Consider the following 20,060-nt stretch of genomic DNA (forward strand, 5'->3'; position numbering starts at 1 on the left):
GCTTTGAATGTGGGAGGGGGCTTGCTCCCGATGACAGTCTTTCAGTCACATCATCTACAACTGACACACTGCTATCGGGAGCAAGCCCCCTCCCACATTTGAGCTCGGTGTCTTCAATAAAAAATTATTTACCACCACTCCCCGCCACGCTTTCACCGCCGCGGGTCAGGTAATAGGCACCCAGGATCGGGAACATCGTTACCAGCATCACCAGCATCGCGACTACGTTGGTCACCGGCACATCCCGTGGCCGGCTCAACTGGTTGAGCAGCCACAGCGGCAACGTACGTTCGTGGCCAGCGGTGAAGGTGGTGACGATGATTTCGTCGAATGACAGCGCAAACGCCAGCATGCCGCCGGCCAGCAATGCCGAGCCGAGGTTGGGCATGATGATGTAGCGGAAGGTCTGCCAGCCGTCGGCGCCCAGATCCATGGAGGCTTCGATCAGGCTGTGGGAGGTGCGGCGCAGACGGGCGATCACGTTGTTATAGACGATCACCACGCAGAAGGTCGCGTGGCCGACGATGATGGTGAACATCCCCGGCTCAATGCCCAGGGTCTTGAAGGTCGCCAGCAAGGCGATACCGGTGATGATCCCCGGCAGCGCAATCGGCAGGATCAGCATCAACGACACGCCTTGCTTGCCGAAGAACTCGCGGCGATACAGTGCCGCCGAAGCCAGGGTGCCAAGCACCATGGCAATCAGGGTGGCGATGGCGGCGATCTGCAGCGACAGCTTGATCGCTTCCAGCACGTCCGGCCGGGCGAAGGCCACGTTGAACCACTTCAGGGTAAAGCCCTGGGGCGGAAAGCTGAACGCGGCTTCTTCGGTGTTGAAGGCGTAGAGGAAGATGATCAGGATCGGGAAATGGAGAAACACCAACCCACCCCAGGCTGCGATCTTCAAACTCAAACTGGATTTGTCAGAGTGCATCGAAGGCCCCCAGGCGTTTGACGATGGACAGGTAAACCGCGATCAGCACGATCGGCACCAGGGTGAACGCCGCCGCCATGGGCATATTGCCGATGGCACCTTGCTGGGCGTACACCATGCCGCCGACGAAGTAGCCCGGCGGGCCCACCAATTGCGGCACGATGAAGTCGCCCAGGGTCAGCGAAAACGTGAAGATCGAACCGGCGGCAATCCCCGGCACCGACAGCGGCAGAATCACCTGCATGAAAGTCTGGCGTGGCTTGGCGCCCAGATCGGCCGAGGCTTGCAGCAGCGACGGCGGCAAACGCTCCAGCGAGGCCTGGATTGGCAGGATCATGAAGGGCAGCCAGATGTAGACGAACACCATGAAGCGCCCCAGGTGCGAGGTGCTCAAGGTGCTGCCGCCCACGCCGGGAATGCCCAGCACGAACTGCAACACCGGCTCCAGGCCCAGGTGCTGCACGAACCATTGCGCCACGCCGCCCTTGGCCAGCAGCAAGGTCCAGGCATAGGCCTTGACGATATAGCTGGCCCACATCGGCATCATCACCGCGATATAGAAAAACGCCTTGGTCTTGCCCGTGGTGTAGCGCGCCATGTAGTAGGCGATGGGGAAGGCGACGATGGCGCTGGCGATCGACACCACAATCGCCATGCTCAGGGTGCGCAGGATGATGTCGAAGTTCGACGGCTGGAACAGCGCGGCGAAGTTGGCCAGGGTCAGGTCCGGCGTGACTGCCATGGTGAAATCGTCAAAGGTATAGAAGCCTTGCCACAGCAGGGTCAGTAACGAACCCAGGTAGATCGCGCCGAACCAGATCAGCGGCGGTATCAGCAGCATCGCCAGGTAAAGGTTGGGCTTGCGGTACAGCAGGTTGGAAAACCTGCGCATCGGCGGTTGGGAAAGGGCCAGGCTCATGTCACACCTCGCCTGTGCTTTCATTCAGCAGCGTCATGGCTTCCCGTGCCCAACGGGCGGTAATGGACTGGCCGACCTGATGGCCGCTGCTGATGTCCAGCCACTGGTTGTTGGCCTGGCTGATATTCAGCGCCTGGCCGTTTTCCAGTTTCAGTTCATAGCGGGTGGCACTGCCTTGGTACTGGATGTCGTGCAGCAAGCCGCTGATTTCCACTTCGCCAGCGCCCAGCGGGCCCTCGGCAAAACGTACGTGCTCCGGGCGAATCGAGAACGGCTGCACGCTGCCGCTGAGGCGCTGGGCCAGTTCACCGCGAATCACATTGGAGGTGCCGACGAACTCGGCGACGAACGCGGTGGCCGGTTTCATGTACAGGTTGCGCGGGGTGTCGACCTGTTCGATACGGCCTTTGTTGAACACCGCCACACGGTCGGACATCGACAGCGCTTCGGTCTGGTCGTGAGTGACGAAGATAAAGGTAATGCCGAGCTGGCGTTGCAGTTTCTTCAGCTCGCTTTGCATTTGTTCGCGCAGCTTGAGGTCGAGGGCGCCCAACGGTTCGTCCAACAGCAACACGCGCGGGCGATTGACCAGTGCGCGGGCCAGGGCCACCCGTTGGCGTTGGCCGCCGGAGAGCTGCACCGGCTTGCGCTCGCCATAGCCGCCGAGGGCCACCATCGCCAGGGCTTCTTCGGCGCGGTTGCGGCGTTCGGTCTTGCCCACGCCTTTGACCTTGAGGCCATAGGCGACGTTGTCGCGCACATTCATATGGGGGAACAGCGCGTAATCCTGGAACACAGTGTTTACATCACGCTGATACGGCGGCAAGCCGGCGGCTTCCTCGCCATGAATCCGGATCGAACCTGCGCTCGGCTGTTCGAAGCCGGCGATCAGGCGCAGGCAGGTGGTCTTGCCCGAGCCGGATGGGCCGAGCATGGAAAAGAACTCGCCGTCCTGAATATCGATGGAAACCCGGTCAACGGCTTTCACTTCGCCGAATTGACGGGAAACGTGGGTGAATTGGACTGCAAGCGTCATGGGGCGGTGCTCCAAAAAGGCGCGTTTTGGATAAAAATAAAATCGTAGGAGGTGCTCAGAAATCGCAGCCTCGTTTCACTCGACAGCTCCTACCAACGGTGTAGGAGCAGTAAAGATCCGTAGCAGCTGCCGAGGCACGAGGCTGCGTTGGGCCGCGAAGCGGCCCCTGAGGGTCAGATGGCTTAGCGCCCGCCCATGATCGCGATGTAATCCTGGGTCCAGCGGCTGTACGGCACGAACTTGCCGCCCTCAGCCTGCGGGGTTTTCCAGAAGGCGATCTTGTCGAACTGGTCGAACCCGTTGGTCTTGCAACCCTCGGCGCCGAGCAGTTCGCTTTCCTTACAGGCCGCAGGCACCGCCGGCAGCGATCCGAACCAGGCGGCGACATCGCCCTGGACCTTCGGCTGCAGCGACCAGTCCATCCACTTGTAGGCGCAGTTGGGGTGCTTGGCCTCGCTGTGCAACATGGTGGTGTCGGCCCAGCCGGTGGCGCCTTCCTTGGGGATGGTCGAGGCAATTGGCTGCTTCTCGTTTTGCAGGCCGTTGACCTGATACGGCCAGGCGCTGGAGGCGACCACGCCTTCGTTCTTGAAGTCGCTCATTTGCACGGTGGTGTCGTGCCAGTAGCGGTGGATCAACGGTTGCTGGGCGCGCAGCAGGTCGAGCACGGCCTTGTACTGGGTTTCGGTCAGTTCATAGGGGCTCTGGATGCCCAGTTCCGGCTTGGTGCTCTTGAGGTACAGCGCCGCATCGGCGATGTAGATCGGACCGTCATAGGCCTGCACGCGACCTTTGTTCGGCTTGCCGTCCGGCAGGTTCTGCGCATCGAACAGCACGTTCCAACTGGTGGGCGCGGTCTTGAACACGTTGGTGTTATACATCAGCACGTTCGGGCCCCACTGGTACGGGGTGCCGTAGGTTTGTTGGCCGACCACGTACCACGGCGCATCTTTAAGGCGTGGGTCAATGTTCTTCCAGTTAGGGATCAGCGCGGTGTTGATCGGCTGCACACGCTTACCGACGATCAACCGCAGCGACGCATCGCCCGACGCGGTGACCAGGTCATACCCGCCCTTGGCCATCAAACTGACCATTTCGTCAGAGGTGGCGGCGGTTTTCACATTGACCTTGCAGCCGGTTTCCTTCTCGAAACCGCTGACCCAGTCGTAGGCTTTGTCGCTTTCGCCACGTTCGATATAGCCGGGCCAGGCGACGATATCCAGCTGGCCTTCACCAGCGCCCACCGCCTTGAGCGGTTCGGCGGCCTGGATACTGACGCTGGCCAACAGCGCGGTGGTCAGGGCACTGAGCAGTGCGGTCTTGTGCGCGGACATGGGGGTTCCCTCTTCTTTAATTATGGTCGGGGCAGTGTGTGAAGCCGTAACGCATGAGCTTAGTTGTTGTTTTAAAGGTGCTGGCCGTGGCGGGCCATGATGTGGCGTACCACGCTGTAGTCCTGTAGTGAATCGCTGGACAGATCTTTCCCATACCCCGAGCGCTTCAAGCCGCCGTGGGGCATTTCGCTGACCAGCATGAAATGGCTGTTGATCCAGGTGCAGCCGTACTGCAGGCGCGCGGCTACCTGCATGGCCTTATCCAGGTTCTGCGTCCAAACGGAGGAGGCCAGGCCGTATTCGGAATCGTTGGCCCAGTCCACTGCCTGTTCCAGTCCGTCGAAGCGAGTCACGGTGACCACCGGGCCGAACACTTCGCGCTGGACAATTTCATCGTTTTGTTTGCAACCGGCGAGCAGTGTCGGCTGGTAATAGAAGCCGGCCCCGGAATGCACGGCGGCCCCCGTGACCCGCTCGATATGCGGTTGGCCGAGGGCGCGTTCGACAAAGCTGGCCACGCGGTCGCGCTGGCGTGTACTGATCAGCGGGCCGAGTTCGTTATCGGCGTCGCGCTTGCCGGCAAAACGCAGGCTGCTGACCGCCGCGCCCAGTTCGGCGACCAATTTGTCGTGGATGCCCGCCTGGGCGTAGATGCGGCACGCGGCGGTGCAGTCCTGGCCGGCGTTGTAGTAGCCATAGGTGCGCACGCCTTCGACCACGGCGTGCAGGTCGGCGTCGTTGCACACGATCACCGGCGCTTTGCCGCCCAGTTCCAGGTGTGTGCGTTTGAGTGTCTTGGCCGCGGCTTGCAGGATTTTCTGGCCGGTGACGATGTCGCCTGTCAGCGAGACCATGCGCACTTTGGGGTGGCTGACCAAATGGCTGCCGACGCCTTCGCCGCCGCCACACAGAATGTTGATGACCCCGCGTGGTAACAAATCCTTTAGGACCGGGGCCAGCGCGAGGATCGACAGCGGCGTGTGTTCCGACGGCTTGAACACCAAGGTATTACCGGCCGCCAGCGCCGGGGCGATCTTCCACGCGGCCATCATCAGCGGGTAGTTCCACGGCGCAATCGAGGCGACCACGCCAATCGGATCGCGGCGCACCATGCTGGTGTAGCCCGGCAGGTATTCGCCGCTGAGCTGGCCGGTCTGGCAGCGCACGGCGCCGGCAAAGAAGCGGAACACATCGACGGTGGCGCTCAAGTCGTCCTGGCGCGCCAGGTGCAACGGCTTGCCGCAGTTCAGCGATTCCAGGCGGGCCAGGTAGTCGGCTTGTTTCTCGATGGCGTCGGCGATGCCCAGCAGAATGTTCGAGCGTTGCTGCGGCGTGGTCCGCGACCAACCGGTAAAGGCGCGGTGGGCGGCAAGGATGGCGCTTTCGACCTGCTCGGTGCTGGCTTCGGCGATCTGGGTGAGCACTTCGCCGGTGGCCGGGTTGAGGATCGGCTCGGCAACGCCCTGGCCCTGGACCAGTTCGCCGTCGATCAGCAACGCAGTGAGCAGCGGGGTGGGCGCGCCGGACATTTTTCGTGATCTCTTTTCTTGGGTGGTCATGGGCGTTCTCTTACAAGGCGCCGGACCTTCTCCTATGGGTAGAGAGACTAGAGGTCAGGCACGAGGTCAACAAATACTAAATACTGAATGCAGCATTCGATTAAATAGATGGCTTGCGTGGGTGTGGCTGTTCGCGCGCGACGGTGAGGAACGGGTCCACCAATGCCGGTCGCGCCGTGCCCCGACGCCAGGCCAGGCCGACGTCCAAGGTCTGGCTGAGGTCGGCAATCGGCCGCGCTTCAATAATGTCGCCCTCCAGGGACCAGGGGCGGTAGGTCATGTCCGGTTGGATCGACACGCCCAGGCCCGCGGCCACCAGGCTTCGCACCGCTTCGGTGGAGGCGGTGCGCAGGGTCACGCGCGGTTGCAGGCCGGCACCGGCCCACATGCGCTGGGCGTTATGCCCCATTTCGTCGACGTTCAGTTGAATCAATGGCTCGCTTGCTACATCGGCGAGGTTGATGCTGTCGTGCTCCAGCAGCGGGTGTTGTGCCGGCAGCCACAGGCGGTGGGGCGAGTGGGTGAGGACCTCGGTCTGCAGGGCGTGGCGATCTTCGAGGTTGGAGAGGATCAGCACCCCCACATCGATTTCACCGCTGACCAGCAAATGCTCGATATACGGGCGCTCGTCTTCCATCACGCGGATTTCCACGTTGGGGTAGGCACGCTGGAAACGAGTGAGCAAATCCGCCAGGTAATAGCCGGCGACCAGGCTGGTCACGCCGATGATCAACTGCCCGGCGACCTGGTCGGTGCTCTGTTGCAGGCTGCGCGTGGCATTGTCGACGGTGGCGAGGATCAAGTGCGCCTGGCGCAAAAACTGATGGCCCTGGTGCGTGAGGGTCATGCCCTTGGCGTGGCGGTTGAACAGGGTGACGCCGATTTCCTGTTCCAGTTGTTGGATCGCCAGGGTCAGCGTGGACTGGGAAATGAATGCGGTTTGCGCGGCGGCGGAGATCGAGCCGGTCTCGGCCACGGCGATAAAATGCCGGATTTGACGCAAGGTCATCATGCTGGAATTACCAGTGGGGTGCTTTTATAGATGTGTTCGAGTGTATATCGGTTTTAGCGAACGGCAGCGACAAGCTACAAGCGGCCAGCGCGGCGTTACATCTGGAAGCACTCTAGATCGCGGCTTTTTGGCACTTAGTTTTACGCTGAGGGCCTATTGGTCCTATGAACCCTAGTGTCTGGAGGCTACGAATGAATACCCGTGGATTGCTCGATCAGTTGCTCAAGTCCGGCCAGGACATGTTGCAGAACAAGACCGGCGGCCAGCGCAAGCAGGATGATAAAGGCGCCCTCGGTGGGCTGCTCGGCGGTGGCGGGCTGGGCAGCCTGCTTGGTGGCGCGGGCGGCGGAGCGCTGGCGGCGGGTGCCATGGGCCTGTTGCTGGGCAACAAGAAGGCGCGCAACTTTGGCGGCAAGGCCCTGACCTACGGCGGGCTGGCCGCGTTGGGCGTGATTGCCTACAAAGCCTATGGCAATTGGCAGGCCAGCCAGGCCAACTCACCTCAGGGCGAGCCGCAAACCATCGACCGCCTGCCGCCGGCCCAGGTCGAGCAGCACAGCCAGGGGATTCTCAAGGCTCTGGTAGCCGCTGCGAAGGCCGACGGGCATGTGGACGAGCGTGAGCGCGCACTGATCGAAGGTGAATTCACCAAGCTGGACAACGACCGCGAGCTGCAAAGCTGGCTGCACGCCGAGCTCAACAAACCGCTGGACCCGGCCGACGTCGCCCGCGCCGCCGGCACCCCGGAAATGGCCGCCGAGATGTACATCGCCAGCGTGATGCTGGTGGATGAGGAGAACTTTATGGAGAAGGCGTATCTGGATGAATTGGCGCGCCAACTGAAACTCGAGCCCGGCTTGAAGCTGGAACTGGAAAAGCAGGTACGGCTTAACCAATAACCACCGAGGAGACGCAAAACCAAAATGTGGGAGGGGGCCGGCCCCGATAGCGTTAGTCCAGTTGAAATATCTGCAACTGGCCCATCGCTATCGGGAGCAAGCCCCCTCCCACGGATGTTTTTGCAATCTGTCTGTGCTACATCGAAACCCATTGATAAATGAGGGCTTCTGCTCAGCTATACTCCCCTCCATTTGAATGGCCCTTCGAGGAAGTACTGTGAAGAATTGGACCTTGCGCCAGCGAATTTTGGCGAGCTTTGCGGTCATTATCGCGATCATGCTGTTGATGGTTGTGGTCTCCTATTCACGGTTGCTGAAAATCGAAACCAGCCAGGAAGCGGTCCGTGACGATGCGGTGCCGGGTGTTTACCTCAGTTCGATGATTCGCAGCGCGTGGGTCGACAGCTATTTGCAGACCATCGATATCATTGGCCTGCGCGAGGATAAAACCCTCACCGCTGGCGATAAGTCGGACTACAAGGCCTTCGAGTCGCGTATCGAACAGCAGATGGCCAATTACGAAAAAACCGTGACTAGCCAGGCCGATCGCATGGAGTTCGATAACTTCAAGGCCGCTCACCTCAATTACAACAAGGTCCTGGTCCAGGTGATTGACCGCATCGAAGCCAATGACCTGCCGGCCGCGCACGAACTGCTGGATGAGCAGTTGACGCCGATCTGGATCGAAGGGCGCATGAAGCTCAATGACATCATCACTGAAAACAAGGGTGTGTCTGACAGGGCAACGGCCGCGATAGACGACGCCGTTGCCTCGGCCAAGGTCAGCATGTTCCTGTCGCTGGCCGTGGCGATCCTTGCCGCCGGCCTGTGTGGCCTGCTGCTGATGCGCGCGATCATGGCGCCGATGCAACGTATCGTCGAGATCCTCGAAACCATGCGCGCCGGTGACCTGAGCAAGCGCCTGAACCTGGAGCGCAAGGACGAATTCAACGCGGTGGAAACCGGCTTCAACGACATGATGACCGAACTCACGGCCCTGGTCTCCCAGGCCCAGCGCTCTTCGGTACAGGTCACCACCTCGCTCACCGAGATTGCCGCGACTTCCAAGCAACAACAGGCCACTGCCACCGAAACTGCCGCGACTACCACCGAGATCGGTGCCACTTCGCGGGAGATCGCCGCCACTTCCAAGGACCTGGTCCGCACCATGACCGAGGTATCCACCGCCGCCGACCAGGCTTCGGTGGCCGCCGGCTCCGGCCAGCAAGGCCTGGCGCGCATGGAAGAAACCATGCACTCGGTGATGGGCGCCGCCGACCTGGTGAACGCCAAATTGGCGATCCTCAATGAGAAGGCCGGCAACATCAACCAAGTGGTGGTGACCATCGTCAAGGTTGCCGACCAGACCAACCTGCTGTCCCTGAATGCCGCCATCGAAGCCGAAAAGGCCGGTGAGTACGGTCGCGGTTTCGCGGTGGTGGCTACCGAAGTGCGCCGCCTGGCCGACCAGACCGCCGTGGCCACCTACGACATCGAGCAAATGGTGCGTGAGATCCAGTCAGCGGTTTCCGCAGGCGTGATGGGCATGGACAAGTTCTCCGAGGAAGTGCGCCGAGGCATGTTCGAAGTGCAGCAAGTGGGCGAGCAGCTGTCGCAGATCATCCATCAGGTACAGGCCCTGGCGCCGCGGGTGTTGATGGTCAACGAAGGCATGCAGGCCCAGGCCACCGGTGCCGAGCAGATCAATCACGCCCTGGTGCAACTGGGCGATGCCAGCAGTCAGACGGTGGAGTCCCTGCGCCAGGCCAGCTTTGCCATCGATGAACTGAGCCAGGTTGCGGTGGGTCTGCGCAGCGGCGTGTCGCGTTTCAAAGTCTGATGAGCGACCTTGCGGCTAAACGCGGCGCCGTTCCGGCAGCGAAAAAAGCGTTGTTCCTGGTGTTTCACATCGGCAGCGAACGTTTTGCGCTCAAGGCCACGGAGGTGGCCGAGGTGCTGCCACGCCTGCCGCTCAAGCCCATTGCCCATGCGCCCGTGTGGGTGGCGGGAATCTTTGCCCATCGCGGGGCGCTGGTGCCGGTCATCGACCTGAGCGAGTTGACCTTCGGTACAGCCGCCCGGGCGCGTACCAGTACGCGTCTGGTGCTGGTCAATTACCAGCCGCATGCCTGGGTCGAATCGCGCTGGCTCGGGCTGATCCTTGAGCAGGCCACTGACACCCTGCGTTGCGACCCGGCCGAATTCCAGCCTTACGGCCTGGATAACCGCCAGGCGCCGTACCTGGGGCCGGTGCGCGAGGATGCCCTGGGCCTGATGCAATGGATTGGCGTGAATGACGTGCTCACCGATGACGTGCGCGCCCTGTTGTTTTCTGCCGAGCTGAGCCTATGAGCAACGACTCGCGTTTCTTTGCCTTCTTGAAAGAACGTATCGGCCTCGACGTCGCGTCGGTCGGCGAGGCCATCATCGAGCGCGCCGTGCGCCAGCGCAGCCAGGCCGTGCAGGCGCAAACGCCGTGTGAATACTGGCAGCACCTGCAAAGCTCCGAGGACGAGCAACAAGCGCTGATCGAAGCGGTGATCGTCCCCGAGACCTGGTTTTTTCGTTACCCCGAATCCTTTGCGACCCTGGCCCGACTGGCGCTTGCACGCCTGGCGGAGATCAAGCAGATGCGCGCGCTGCGCATCCTCAGCCTGCCGTGTTCCACCGGCGAAGAACCCTATTCCATTGCCATGGCCTTGCTTGACGCCGGGTTGGCGCCGCACCAGTTCAAGGTGTTGGGCCTGGACGTCAGCCCGCTGTCGGTGGAGCGCGCCCGGCGCGGGGTGTATGGCAAGAACTCCTTTCGCAGCAGCGATATTGCCTTTCGCGACCGCCACTTCACTGAACATGGCGACGGGTTCCATATCGCCGACCGCGTGCGCGAACAGGTGCGTCTGCAAGTGGGCAACCTGCTCGACCCGGCGCTGCTGGCGAACGAGGCGAGCTACGATTTTGTGTTTTGCCGCAACCTGCTGATCTACTTTGACCAGCCGACCCAGAAGCAAGTCTTTGATGTACTCAAGGGCCTGACCCATGTGGACGGCGTGCTGTTTATCGGCCCCGCCGAGGGCAGCTTGCTGGGGCGCCACGGTATGCGCTCGATTGGTGTACCGCAATCATTTGCCTTCAGCCGGCATGCCGAGCCGGTGAAGCCTGAGCCGGTATTCGTGCCCATGCCGACGCCACCGCGCAGCGCGGCGCCGATTCCGGTCAAGCCGCGACCGTTCAGCACGGCTAGCACCCAGGTGGTGCCGATCAAGGCGCCGTCCTCCGATGCGGGCACCTTGCTCAGCCGCATCGCCACCCTGGCCAACGAAGGCAAAAGTGCCGAGGCCCGTGCCGCTTGCGAGCAGTATTTGAACAATCACCCGCCGGCCGCCCAGGTGTTCTACTGGCTGGGTCTGCTCAGCGACGTGGCCGGCAGCGCCCTGGAAGCCCAGGGGTTTTATCGAAAAGCCTTGTACCTGGAACCCCAGCATCCGCAGGCCTTGATGCACCTGGCCGCCTTGTTCGAGTCCCAGGGCGACAGTGCGGGGGCGCGCCGTTTGCAGGCGCGGGCCGCCCGTAGCGAGCGCGCAGACAGTGAGTCCAAACGATGAGTAACACCGAGGCGCTCAACACCGCAGGCATGGGCCTGACCCTGGCCGACAGCCAAGCCATCGACGACTGCTGGAACCGTATCGGTATCCACGGCGACAAGTCGTGCCCGTTGCTGTTAGAGCATATTCACTGCCGCAACTGTGCGGTGTACTCGGCTGCCGCCACGCGTTTGCTGGACCGCTATGCCTTGCAGCAGGACGACCGCCGTGCGGTGACGGCCGCCGAGGTTGACGAAAAGATCGTCACCCGCTCGCTGTTGATGTTCCGCCTCGGCGAAGAGTGGCTGGGCATCGCCACCCGCTGCCTGGTGGAGGTGGCCCCGCTGCAACCGATTCACTCGCTGCCGCACCAGCGTTCCCGTGCCTTGCTCGGCGTGGCCAATGTGCGTGGCGCGCTGGTGGCGTGCCTGTCGCTGGTGGAGTTGCTCGGCCTGGAAACAAACAATCAGGGCGCCAGCGGTGGGCGGATCATGCCGCGCATGTTGATCATCGCTGCGCAGGATGGCCCGGTGGTGGTGCCGGTGGACGAAGTGGACGGCATCCATGCCATCGATGAGCGCGCCTTGAAGGCGGCGTCGGCCTCGGGCACCCAGGCCAGCGCGCGCTTCACCCAAGGTGTGTTGCAGTGGAAAGGCCGTAGCCTGCGTTGGCTGGACGAGGCGCAATTGTTATCCGCCGTGACCCGGAGCCTCACATGACCCCCGACCAGATGCGCGACGCCTCGCTGCTGGAACTGTTCAGCCTGGAGGCCGATGCGCAGACCCAGGTGCTGAGCGCGGGCCTGCTGGCCCTGGAACGCAACCCTACGCAGGCCGACCAGTTGGAAGCCTGCATGCGTGCCGCGCACTCGCTTAAGGGCGCGGCGCGAATCGTCGGGGTGGACGCCGGGGTCAGCGTGGCGCATGTCATGGAGGATTGCCTGGTCAGCGCCCAGGAAGGTCGCCTGTACCTGCAACCCGAACATATCGACGCCTTGTTGCAAGGCACCGACCTGCTGATGCGTATCGCCACCCCTGGCAACGACGTTGGCCCGGCGGACATCGACGCCTATGTGGCGTTGATGGAGCGCCTGCTGGACTCATCGCAGCCCACCGCCAACGTCGCGCCACTGCCTGCCGCACCTGAGCCAGACCCGGCACCGCTCATCGAAGAACTGCCACCGGAACCCGAGCCCGCACCGCCCGTCGCCAGCGATCCGCCGCGTCAGGGCAAGCGCATGACCGAAGGGGGCGAGCGCGTATTGCGCGTGACCGCCGAGCGCTTGAACAGCCTGCTGGACCTGTCGAGCAAGTCCCTGGTGGAAACCCAGCGGCTCAAGCCATACCTGGCCAGCATGCAGCGTCTCAAACGAATTCAAAGCCAGAGCGTACGCGCCCTGGATACTCTCGATAGCCAGCTCAAGACCCTGGGTTTGAGCCTCGAAGCCGAGGAAGCCCTGGCCGATACCCGGCGCCTGCTGAGCGAAGCCCAGGCGCTGCTGGCGGAAAAGACTGCCGAGCTGGATGAGTTTGGCTGGCAGGCCGGCCAGCGTGCCCAGGTGCTTTACGACACCGCGCTGGCCTGTCGCATGCGCCCGTTTGCCGATGTGCTGGCCGGGCAGGTGCGCATGGTGCGCGACCTCGGTCGCAGCCTGGGCAAGCAAGTGCGCCTGGAGATCGAGGGCGAAAAGACCCAGGTCGATCGCGACGTGCTGGAAAAACTTGAAGCGCCACTCACTCATTTATTGCGCAATGCCGTCGACCACGGCATCGAAATGCCCGACCAACGCCTGCTGGCAGGCAAACCTGCCGAAGGGTTGATCCGCCTGCGCGCGTCCCATCAGGCCGGTTTGCTGGTACTGGAACTGAGCGACGACGGCAATGGCGTCGACCTGGAGCGCCTGCGCGGCACCATTGTCGATCGGCATCTTTCGACCCTGGACACGGCCCTGAACCTGAGCGAAGAGGAACTGCTGACGTTCCTGTTCCTGCCGGGTTTCAGCCTGCGCGACAAGGTCACCGAGGTGTCCGGGCGCGGTGTCGGGCTGGATGCGGTGCAGCATATGGTCCGCCAACTGCGCGGCGCGGTGGTGCTGGAGCAGACGGCAGGGCAGGGCAGTCGCTTCCATCTGGAAGTGCCGCTGACCCTGTCGGTGGTGCGCAGCCTGGTGGTGGAAGTCGGCGAAGAAGCCTATGCGTTCCCGCTGGCGCATATCGAGCGCATGTGCGACCTGGCGCCCGACGACATTGTGCAGTTGGAAGGCCGCCAGCATTTCTGGCACGAAGGTCGGCATGTCGGGCTGGTCGCCGCCAGCCAGTTGTTGCAGCGTCCGCCCGGGCAGAACAATGACGAAACCTTGAAGGTGGTGGTGATCCGCGAGCGCGATGCGGTTTACGGTATCGCCGTGGAACGCTTTATCGGCGAGCGCACCCTGGTGGTGTTGCCGTTGGACGATCGCCTGGGCAAGGTCCAGGATATTTCCGCCGGGGCCTTGCTGGACGACGGCTCGGTGGTATTGATCGTCGACGTGGAAGATATGCTGCGCTCGGTGGACAAGCTGCTCAACACCGGGCGCCTGGAACGCATCGCCCGGCGCAGCCAGCAGGCCACCGAGGCACCGCGCAAACGCGTACTGGTGGTGGACGACTCGCTCACCGTGCGGGAGTTGCAACGCAAATTGCTGCTCAATCGTGGGTACGAAGTGGCCGTCGCGGTCGACGGGATGGACGGCTGGAACGCCTTGCGCTCCGAAGACTTCGACCTGCTTATCACTGACATTGATATGCCTCGTATGGACGGTATTGAATTGGTCACACTCTTGCGCCGTGACAGTCGCCTGCAATCGTTGCCGGTGATGGTGGTGTCGTACAAAGACCGTGAAGAAGACCGCCGTCGCGGGCTGGACGCTGGCGCCGATTATTATCTGGCCAAAGCCAGCTTCCACGATGACGCGCTGCTGGATGCCGTGGTGGAGCTGATTGGAGGCGCGCGGGCATGAGGATTGCGATCGTCAATGACATGCCCCTGGCCGTGGAGGCCTTGCGCCGCGCGTTGAGCTTCGAGCCCGCGCACCAGGTGGTGTGGGTGGCCAGTAATGGTCTGGACGCGGTGCAGCACTGCGCCGAACTGACCCCGGACCTGATCCTGATGGACTTGATCATGCCGGTGATGGACGGCGTGGAGGCCACGCGGCAGATCATGGCCGAGACGCCGTGCGCGATCCTGCTGGTGACCGTCGACCGCCAGGCCAATATGAGCCGGGTGTTCGAAGCCATGGGCCACGGCGCCCTGGATGTGGTGGACACGCCGGCGCTCGGCGTGGGCAACCCCAAGGATGCGGCGGCGCCGTTGTTGCGCAAGATCCTCAACATCGGCTGGCTGATCGGCCAGCGCGGCAGCCGTGTGCGTGCCGAAACCGCGCCTGAGCGCAGCACCGGCAAACGCCAGAGCCTGGTGGCTATCGGTTCTTCGGCGGGCGGCCCGGCTGCCCTGGAAATTCTGCTCAAGGGTTTGCCCCGGGACTTTGCCGCGGCCATTGTGCTGGTGCAGCATGTGGACCAGGTATTCGCCGCCGGCATGGCCGAGTGGCTGAGCAGTGCCTCCGGCCTGCCGGTGCGCCTGGCCCGCGAAGGCGAGCCGCCGCAAAGCGGGGTGGTCCTGCTGGCCGGCACCAATCACCACATTCGTTTATTGAAGAATGGCACGCTAGCCTATACCGCAGAGCCGGTGAACGAGATTTACCGGCCTTCGATCGACGTGTTCTTCGAAAGCGTGGCCAGCCACTGGAATGGCGACGCCGTCGGCGTACTGCTGACCGGGATGGGCCGTGATGGGGCCCAGGGGCTCAAGTTAATGCGTGAACAAGGTTATTTGACCATCGCCCAGGATCAGCAGAGCTCGGCGGTGTATGGCATGCCCAAAGCGGCGGCGGCGATTGATGCTGCTGTTGAAATTCGCCCACTGGACAGAATTGCGCCCCGATTGCTGGAGGTCTTTGCAAAATGATCATGACCTTCAGCAGTGCTGGCTTGCAGGCAGTAATTCAGGTGACTGCACATGAATGATTTACAGATCGACGGCTTCAAGACCGACGAAAACGCCGCCATGGTGTTGCTGGTCGACGACCAGGCCATGATCGGCGAAGCCGTACGGCGTGGCCTGGCTCATGAAGAAAACATCGACTTCCACTTTTGCGCCGACCCGCACCAGGCGATTGCCCAGGCCATCCGTATCAAACCGACGGTGATCCTGCAGGATCTGGTGATGCCCGGCCTCGACGGCCTGACCCTGGTGCGCGAATACCGCAACCACCCGGCCACGCAGAACATCCCGATCATTGTGCTTTCCACCAAGGAGGACCCGCTGATCAAGAGCGCGGCGTTCTCGGCGGGGGCCAACGATTACCTGGTCAAGCTGCCGGACAACATCGAACTGGTCGCGCGCATCCGCTATCACTCGCGCTCCTACATGACCCTGTTGCAGCGCGATGCCGCCTACCGTGCGCTGCGGGTCAGCCAGCAACAACTGCTGGACACCAACCTGGTGCTGCAACGGCTGATGAACTCCGATGGCCTGACCGGGCTGTCCAACCGCCGCCACTTCGACGAATACCTGGAGCTGGAATGGCGCCGCGCCATGCGTGACCAGACCCAACTGTCGCTGCTGATGATCGACGTGGACTTCTTCAAGACCTACAACGACAGCTTCGGCCATGTCGAAGGCGACGAAGCCTTGCGCAAAGTTGCCAACAGCATTCGCGAAGCCAGCAGCCGCCCCTCGGACCTGCCGGCGCGCTACGGCGGCGAAGAATTCGCCCTGGTGCTGCCGAACACCTCGCCGGGTGGCGCACGGCTGGTGGCGGAAAAGCTGCGCATGGCCGTCGCCGCGCTGAAAATCCCGCATATTGCCCCGGCGGAAGGCTCCAGCCTGACCATCAGCATCGGCCTGTCGACCATGACGCCGGTGCAGGGTACGGATTGCCGCCAGTTGATCATGGCGGCGGACAAGGGTTTGTATACGGCCAAGCACAACGGCCGCAATCTGGTCGGCATCGAGTGACCTGAGGCCGCACCCAATTCAATCTGGGAGGGGGCTTGCCCCCGATAGCGGTGGGTCAGTCACACCATCATTGGCTGACAGGCTGCCATCGGGAGCAAGCCCCCTCCCACATTTAACACTGCGTAGTCTGCCTTTTCGCCAGGCGGGCTGCCGCTCCCCCCCGTTTGCCGTTATACTCGCCGGCTTTCAAAAGTTCGCCAACGAGTGCTGCCCGCCATGGAAATCAACCCGATCCTTAACACCATCAAGGACCTGTCCGAGCGCTCCGAAACTATTCGGGGGTATCTTTGACTACGATCAAAAGCATGAGCGTCTGACCGAAGTCAATCGCGAGCTTGAAGATCCGAGTGTCTGGAACAAACCTGAATACGCCCAGGAACTGGGCCGCGAGCGCTCTGCGCTGGCGCAGATCGTCGACACCCTCGACGAACTGAACACCGGCCTGGGCGATTGCCGTGACCTGCTGGACATGGCCGTCGAAGAAAATGACGAAGGCGCAGTGGGCGATGTCGTCGCCGAGCTGGCCCGTCTCGAGGAAAACCTCGCCAAGCTTGAATTCCGTCGCATGTTCAGCCACGAAATGGACCCGAACAACGCCTACCTGGACATCCAGGCCGGTTCCGGCGGCACCGAAGCCCAGGACTGGGCCAACATCCTGTTGCGCATGTACCTGCGCTGGGCCGACAAACGCGGTTTCGATGCCACCATCATGGAACTGTCGGCCGGTGAAGTCGCCGGCATCAAGGGCGCGACCGTGCACATCAAGGGTGAATACGCCTTTGGCTGGCTGCGTACCGAGATCGGCGTGCACCGTCTGGTGCGCAAGAGCCCGTTCGACTCCGGCAACCGTCGCCACACCTCGTTCTCTGCGGTGTTCGTCTCGCCGGAGATCGATGACAAGGTGGAAATCGAGATCAACCCGGCCGACCTGCGGATCGACACCTACCGCTCCTCCGGTGCCGGTGGCCAGCACGTAAACACCACCGACTCGGCCGTCCGTATTACCCACGTACCGACCAACACCGTGGTGAGCTGCCAGAACGAACGTTCCCAGCACGCGAACAAGGACACCGCCATGAAAATGCTGCGGGCCAAGTTGTACGAGCAGGAAATGCAGAAGCGCAACGCCGCTTCCCAGGCGCTGGAAGACACCAAGTCGGATATCGGTTGGGGTCACCAGATCCGCTCTTATGTGCTCGATGCGTCGCGGATCAAGGATCTGCGCACTAACATCGAACGCAGCGACTGCGACAAGGTACTCGACGGTGACATCGACGAATACCTGGAAGCCAGCCTGAAGTCCGGCTTGTAATAAAGATTGTAGGAGCCGGCATGCCGGCGATCCCCGGCCTACGCCTGGGACAACGAACCTGATGGAAAATTTAAAGACATGAGCGACCAACAACTCGACCCGCAAGCCCTGCAACAGGAAGAAAACTCCCTGATCGCCCTGCGCAAGGAAAAGCTGGCTGCCGAGCGCGCCAAGGGCAATGCCTTCCCCAACGACTTCCGCCGCGACAACTACTGCGATGCCTTGCAGAAGCAGTACGTGGACAAGACCAAGGAAGAGCTGGCAGAGGCTGCGATCCCGGTCAAGGTGGCAGGTCGCATCATGCTCAACCGTGGCTCGTTCATGGTCATCCAGGACATGACCGGGCGTATCCAGGTCTACGTCAACCGCAAGACCTTGCCTGAAGAAACCCTGGCCTCGGTGAAAACCTGGGACATGGGCGACATCATCGCCGCCGAAGGCACCCTGGCCCGTTCCGGCAAGGGCGACCTGTACGTGGAAATGACCAGCGTGCGCCTGCTGACCAAATCCCTGCGCCCGCTGCCGGACAAGCACCACGGCCTGACCGACACCGAGCAGCGCTACCGCCAGCGTTATGTCGACCTGATCGTCAACGAAGACGTGCGCCAGACGTTCCGCGTGCGTTCGCAAGTCATCGCGCACATCCGCAGCTTCCTGATGCAGCGTGACTTCCTGGAAGTGGAAACCCCGATGCTGCAAACCATCCCGGGTGGTGCCGCAGCCAAGCCGTTCGAAACCCACCACAACGCGCTGGACCTGGAAATGTTCCTGCGTATCGCGCCGGAGCTGTACCTCAAGCGTCTGGTTGTCGGCGGCTTCGAGAAGGTGTTCGAGATCAACCGCAACTTCCGTAACGAAGGCGTCTCGACCCGTCACAACCCAGAATTCACCATGTTGGAGTTCTACCAGGCCTACGCCGACTACGAAGACAACATGGACCTCACCGAAGAACTGTTCCGCGAGCTGGCGCAGCTGGTCCTGGGCAGCACCGACGTGCCGTACGGCGACAAGGTGTTCCACTTCGGCGAGCCGTTCGTGCGCCTGTCGGTATTCGACTCGATCCTCAAGTACAACCCTGAGCTGACCGCCGACGACCTCAACGACATCGACAAGGCCCGCGCCATCGCCAAGAAAGCCGGCGCCAAGGTGCTGGGCTTTGAAGGCCTGGGCAAACTGCAGGTGATGATTTTCGAAGAGCTGGTGGAGCACAAGCTGGAGCAGCCGCACTTCATTACCCAGTACCCGTTCGAAGTGTCGCCGCTGGCCCGTCGTAACGACGACAACCCGAACGTCACCGACCGTTTCGAGCTGTTCATCGGTGGCCGCGAAATCGCCAACGCCTACTCCGAGCTTAACGATGCCGAAGACCAGGCCGAGCGCTTCATGGCCCAGGTGGCCGACAAGGACGCCGGCGACGACGAAGCCATGCACTACGACGCCGACTTCGTACGCGCGCTGGAATACGGCATGCCGCCAACGGCCGGTGAAGGTATCGGTATCGACCGCCTGGTGATGTTGTTGACCAACTCGCCGTCGATCCGCGACGTGATCTTGTTCCCGCACATGCGGCCACAAGCGTAACCTCAGTGAAATCCAGAGCCGCCTTTTATAAGGCGGCTTTTTTATGTGGCGTTTTTAAGCGTCAAGCAAACAGCGCCAGGTTTTGATCTATTCAAGGATGTGTGTCGTGAACCGCGTAACCGCTCAAGAAGGCGCCGCCGGCATTGCCGCTGCCGTGGCTGAAAGCGTCCAGTACCAGGGCCGTAAGGCCAGCCGTCGGGGCAGCGAGCAACGCAGGCAAGACATTCTCGATGCGGCCATGCGCATCGTGGTGCGCGAGGGTGTGCGAGCCGTGCGCCATCGCGCAGTGGCGGCGGAGGCGGGGGTGCCGTTGTCAGCCACTACCTATTACTTCAAGGATATCGATGACCTGCTCACCGATACCTTCGCCCAGTACGTTGAACGCAGCGCCGCCTTCATGGGCAAGCTGTGGGTGCGCAACGAAGGGCTGCTGCGCGAGATGGTCGCCTATGGCGATGGCAGCCCGGAATCGCGCTCGCAACTGGCCGATGACATCGCGCGGCTGACCGCCGACTATGTGCTGCGCCAACTGACCAACCGTCGCGAGCACCTGATGGCCGAACAGGCCTTTCGCCAGGAAGCGCTGCTGAATCCGCGCCTGGCCGAGCTGGTGCGCTCCCACCAGCAGATTCTATTGCAGGGCACGGGCCAGTTTTTCCAGGTATTGGGCTCCCGCGAGCCGCAACAGGACGCCAAGGTGTTGACGGCGATTATCAGTCGGATGGAATATCAGGGCCTGCTGGGCGGCGCAGAGCCTCTGACCGGTGAAGAGATGCTTGAGATCCTCAAGCGTTACATGCATTTGGTGTTGGCCTCGGTCTGACACCGGGGGAGT

Annotated in this window: 17 protein-coding genes; 11 read left to right on the forward strand and 6 right to left on the reverse strand. The window is 62.1% G+C overall.

Annotated features, from left to right (window positions below; translation table 11 throughout):
• Positions 1 to 124 precede the first annotated feature (124 nt).
• The 6 genes from FIV39_RS02870 to FIV39_RS02895 all read right to left on the reverse strand — a co-directional run bounded on the left by FIV39_RS02870 (position 125) and on the right by FIV39_RS02895 (position 6,794).
• A complete protein-coding gene (locus FIV39_RS02870) occupies positions 125 to 934 on the reverse strand; it encodes an ABC transporter permease (protein WP_090408659.1) in 810 nt (269 codons plus the stop codon).
• Positions 924 to 1,853 (reverse strand): ABC transporter permease, encoded by a 930-nt coding sequence (locus FIV39_RS02875; RefSeq protein ID WP_090408657.1) that lies wholly within the window; start codon positions 1,851 to 1,853, stop codon positions 924 to 926. The genes FIV39_RS02870 and FIV39_RS02875 overlap by 11 nt, the downstream gene beginning before the upstream one ends.
• Before the next feature lies 1 nt (position 1,854).
• Entirely contained in the window at positions 1,855 to 2,889 is a 1,035-nt protein-coding gene (locus tag FIV39_RS02880; RefSeq protein ID WP_090408653.1) for an ABC transporter ATP-binding protein, read from the reverse strand.
• A gap of 182 nt (positions 2,890 to 3,071) precedes the next feature.
• On the reverse strand, positions 3,072 to 4,223 hold the full coding sequence (gene ydcS / locus FIV39_RS02885) for a putative ABC transporter substrate-binding protein YdcS (RefSeq protein ID WP_090408649.1): 1,152 nt from the start codon (positions 4,221 to 4,223) through the stop codon (positions 3,072 to 3,074).
• A gap of 71 nt (positions 4,224 to 4,294) precedes the next feature.
• On the reverse strand, positions 4,295 to 5,752 hold the full coding sequence (locus FIV39_RS02890) for a gamma-aminobutyraldehyde dehydrogenase (RefSeq protein WP_186731496.1): 1,458 nt from the start codon (positions 5,750 to 5,752) through the stop codon (positions 4,295 to 4,297).
• A 130-nt stretch (positions 5,753 to 5,882) separates the two neighbouring features.
• Positions 5,883 to 6,794, reverse strand: a complete 912-nt coding sequence (locus FIV39_RS02895; RefSeq protein ID WP_090408644.1) for a LysR family transcriptional regulator — start codon at positions 6,792 to 6,794, stop codon at positions 5,883 to 5,885.
• A 191-nt stretch (positions 6,795 to 6,985) separates the two neighbouring features.
• On the opposite strand from FIV39_RS02895, the gene FIV39_RS02900 reads away from it, so the two are divergent.
• The 11 genes from FIV39_RS02900 (at position 6,986) to FIV39_RS02950 (ending at position 20,048) form a co-directional block, all read left to right on the forward strand.
• Positions 6,986 to 7,693 (forward strand): tellurite resistance TerB family protein, encoded by a 708-nt coding sequence (locus tag FIV39_RS02900; protein ID WP_090408641.1) that lies wholly within the window; start codon positions 6,986 to 6,988, stop codon positions 7,691 to 7,693.
• 277 nt (positions 7,694 to 7,970) lie between these two features.
• Positions 7,971 to 9,533: a methyl-accepting chemotaxis protein gene (locus FIV39_RS02905; protein ID WP_390620684.1), complete on the forward strand. Its 1,563-nt coding sequence runs from the start codon at positions 7,971 to 7,973 to the stop codon at positions 9,531 to 9,533.
• A complete protein-coding gene (locus FIV39_RS02910) occupies positions 9,533 to 10,045 on the forward strand; it encodes a chemotaxis protein CheW (protein WP_090408635.1) in 513 nt (170 codons plus the stop codon). The genes FIV39_RS02905 and FIV39_RS02910 overlap by 1 nt, the downstream gene beginning before the upstream one ends.
• Positions 10,042 to 11,295 (forward strand): CheR family methyltransferase, encoded by a 1,254-nt coding sequence (locus FIV39_RS02915; RefSeq protein WP_090408632.1) that lies wholly within the window; start codon positions 10,042 to 10,044, stop codon positions 11,293 to 11,295. Before FIV39_RS02910 ends, FIV39_RS02915 begins: the two co-directional genes overlap by 4 nt.
• Entirely contained in the window at positions 11,292 to 11,993 is a 702-nt protein-coding gene (locus FIV39_RS02920) for a chemotaxis protein CheW (RefSeq protein ID WP_090408628.1), read from the forward strand. Before FIV39_RS02915 ends, FIV39_RS02920 begins: the two co-directional genes overlap by 4 nt.
• Complete coding sequence (locus tag FIV39_RS02925) at positions 11,990 to 14,272, forward strand: hybrid sensor histidine kinase/response regulator (protein WP_090408625.1); 2,283 nt, start codon at positions 11,990 to 11,992, stop codon at positions 14,270 to 14,272. Before FIV39_RS02920 ends, FIV39_RS02925 begins: the two co-directional genes overlap by 4 nt.
• Positions 14,269 to 15,279, forward strand: a complete 1,011-nt coding sequence (gene cheB / locus FIV39_RS02930) for a chemotaxis response regulator protein-glutamate methylesterase (protein ID WP_090408622.1) — start codon at positions 14,269 to 14,271, stop codon at positions 15,277 to 15,279. The genes FIV39_RS02925 and cheB overlap by 4 nt, the downstream gene beginning before the upstream one ends.
• Positions 15,280 to 15,330: 51 nt before the next feature.
• Positions 15,331 to 16,332 (forward strand): response regulator, encoded by a 1,002-nt coding sequence (locus FIV39_RS02935; protein ID WP_090408618.1) that lies wholly within the window; start codon positions 15,331 to 15,333, stop codon positions 16,330 to 16,332.
• A gap of 216 nt (positions 16,333 to 16,548) precedes the next feature.
• Positions 16,549 to 17,644 (forward strand): peptide chain release factor 2 gene (prfB, locus tag FIV39_RS02940; RefSeq protein WP_108240705.1). Its coding sequence is split into 2 segments (ribosomal slippage): positions 16,549 to 16,620 and positions 16,622 to 17,644, totalling 1,095 coding nucleotides; the frame shifts between segments, so codons are not numbered across the junction.
• 78 nt (positions 17,645 to 17,722) lie between these two features.
• Entirely contained in the window at positions 17,723 to 19,225 is a 1,503-nt protein-coding gene (gene lysS / locus FIV39_RS02945; protein ID WP_090408616.1) for a lysine--tRNA ligase, read from the forward strand.
• A gap of 106 nt (positions 19,226 to 19,331) precedes the next feature.
• Entirely contained in the window at positions 19,332 to 20,048 is a 717-nt protein-coding gene (locus FIV39_RS02950) for a TetR/AcrR family transcriptional regulator (protein WP_025855094.1), read from the forward strand.
• Positions 20,049 to 20,060 lie beyond the last annotated feature (12 nt).

Origin of the sequence: Pseudomonas grimontii (assembly GCF_007858185.1) — a bacterium.
GTDB classification, from domain to species: Bacteria; Pseudomonadota; Gammaproteobacteria; order Pseudomonadales; family Pseudomonadaceae; genus Aquipseudomonas; species Aquipseudomonas grimontii.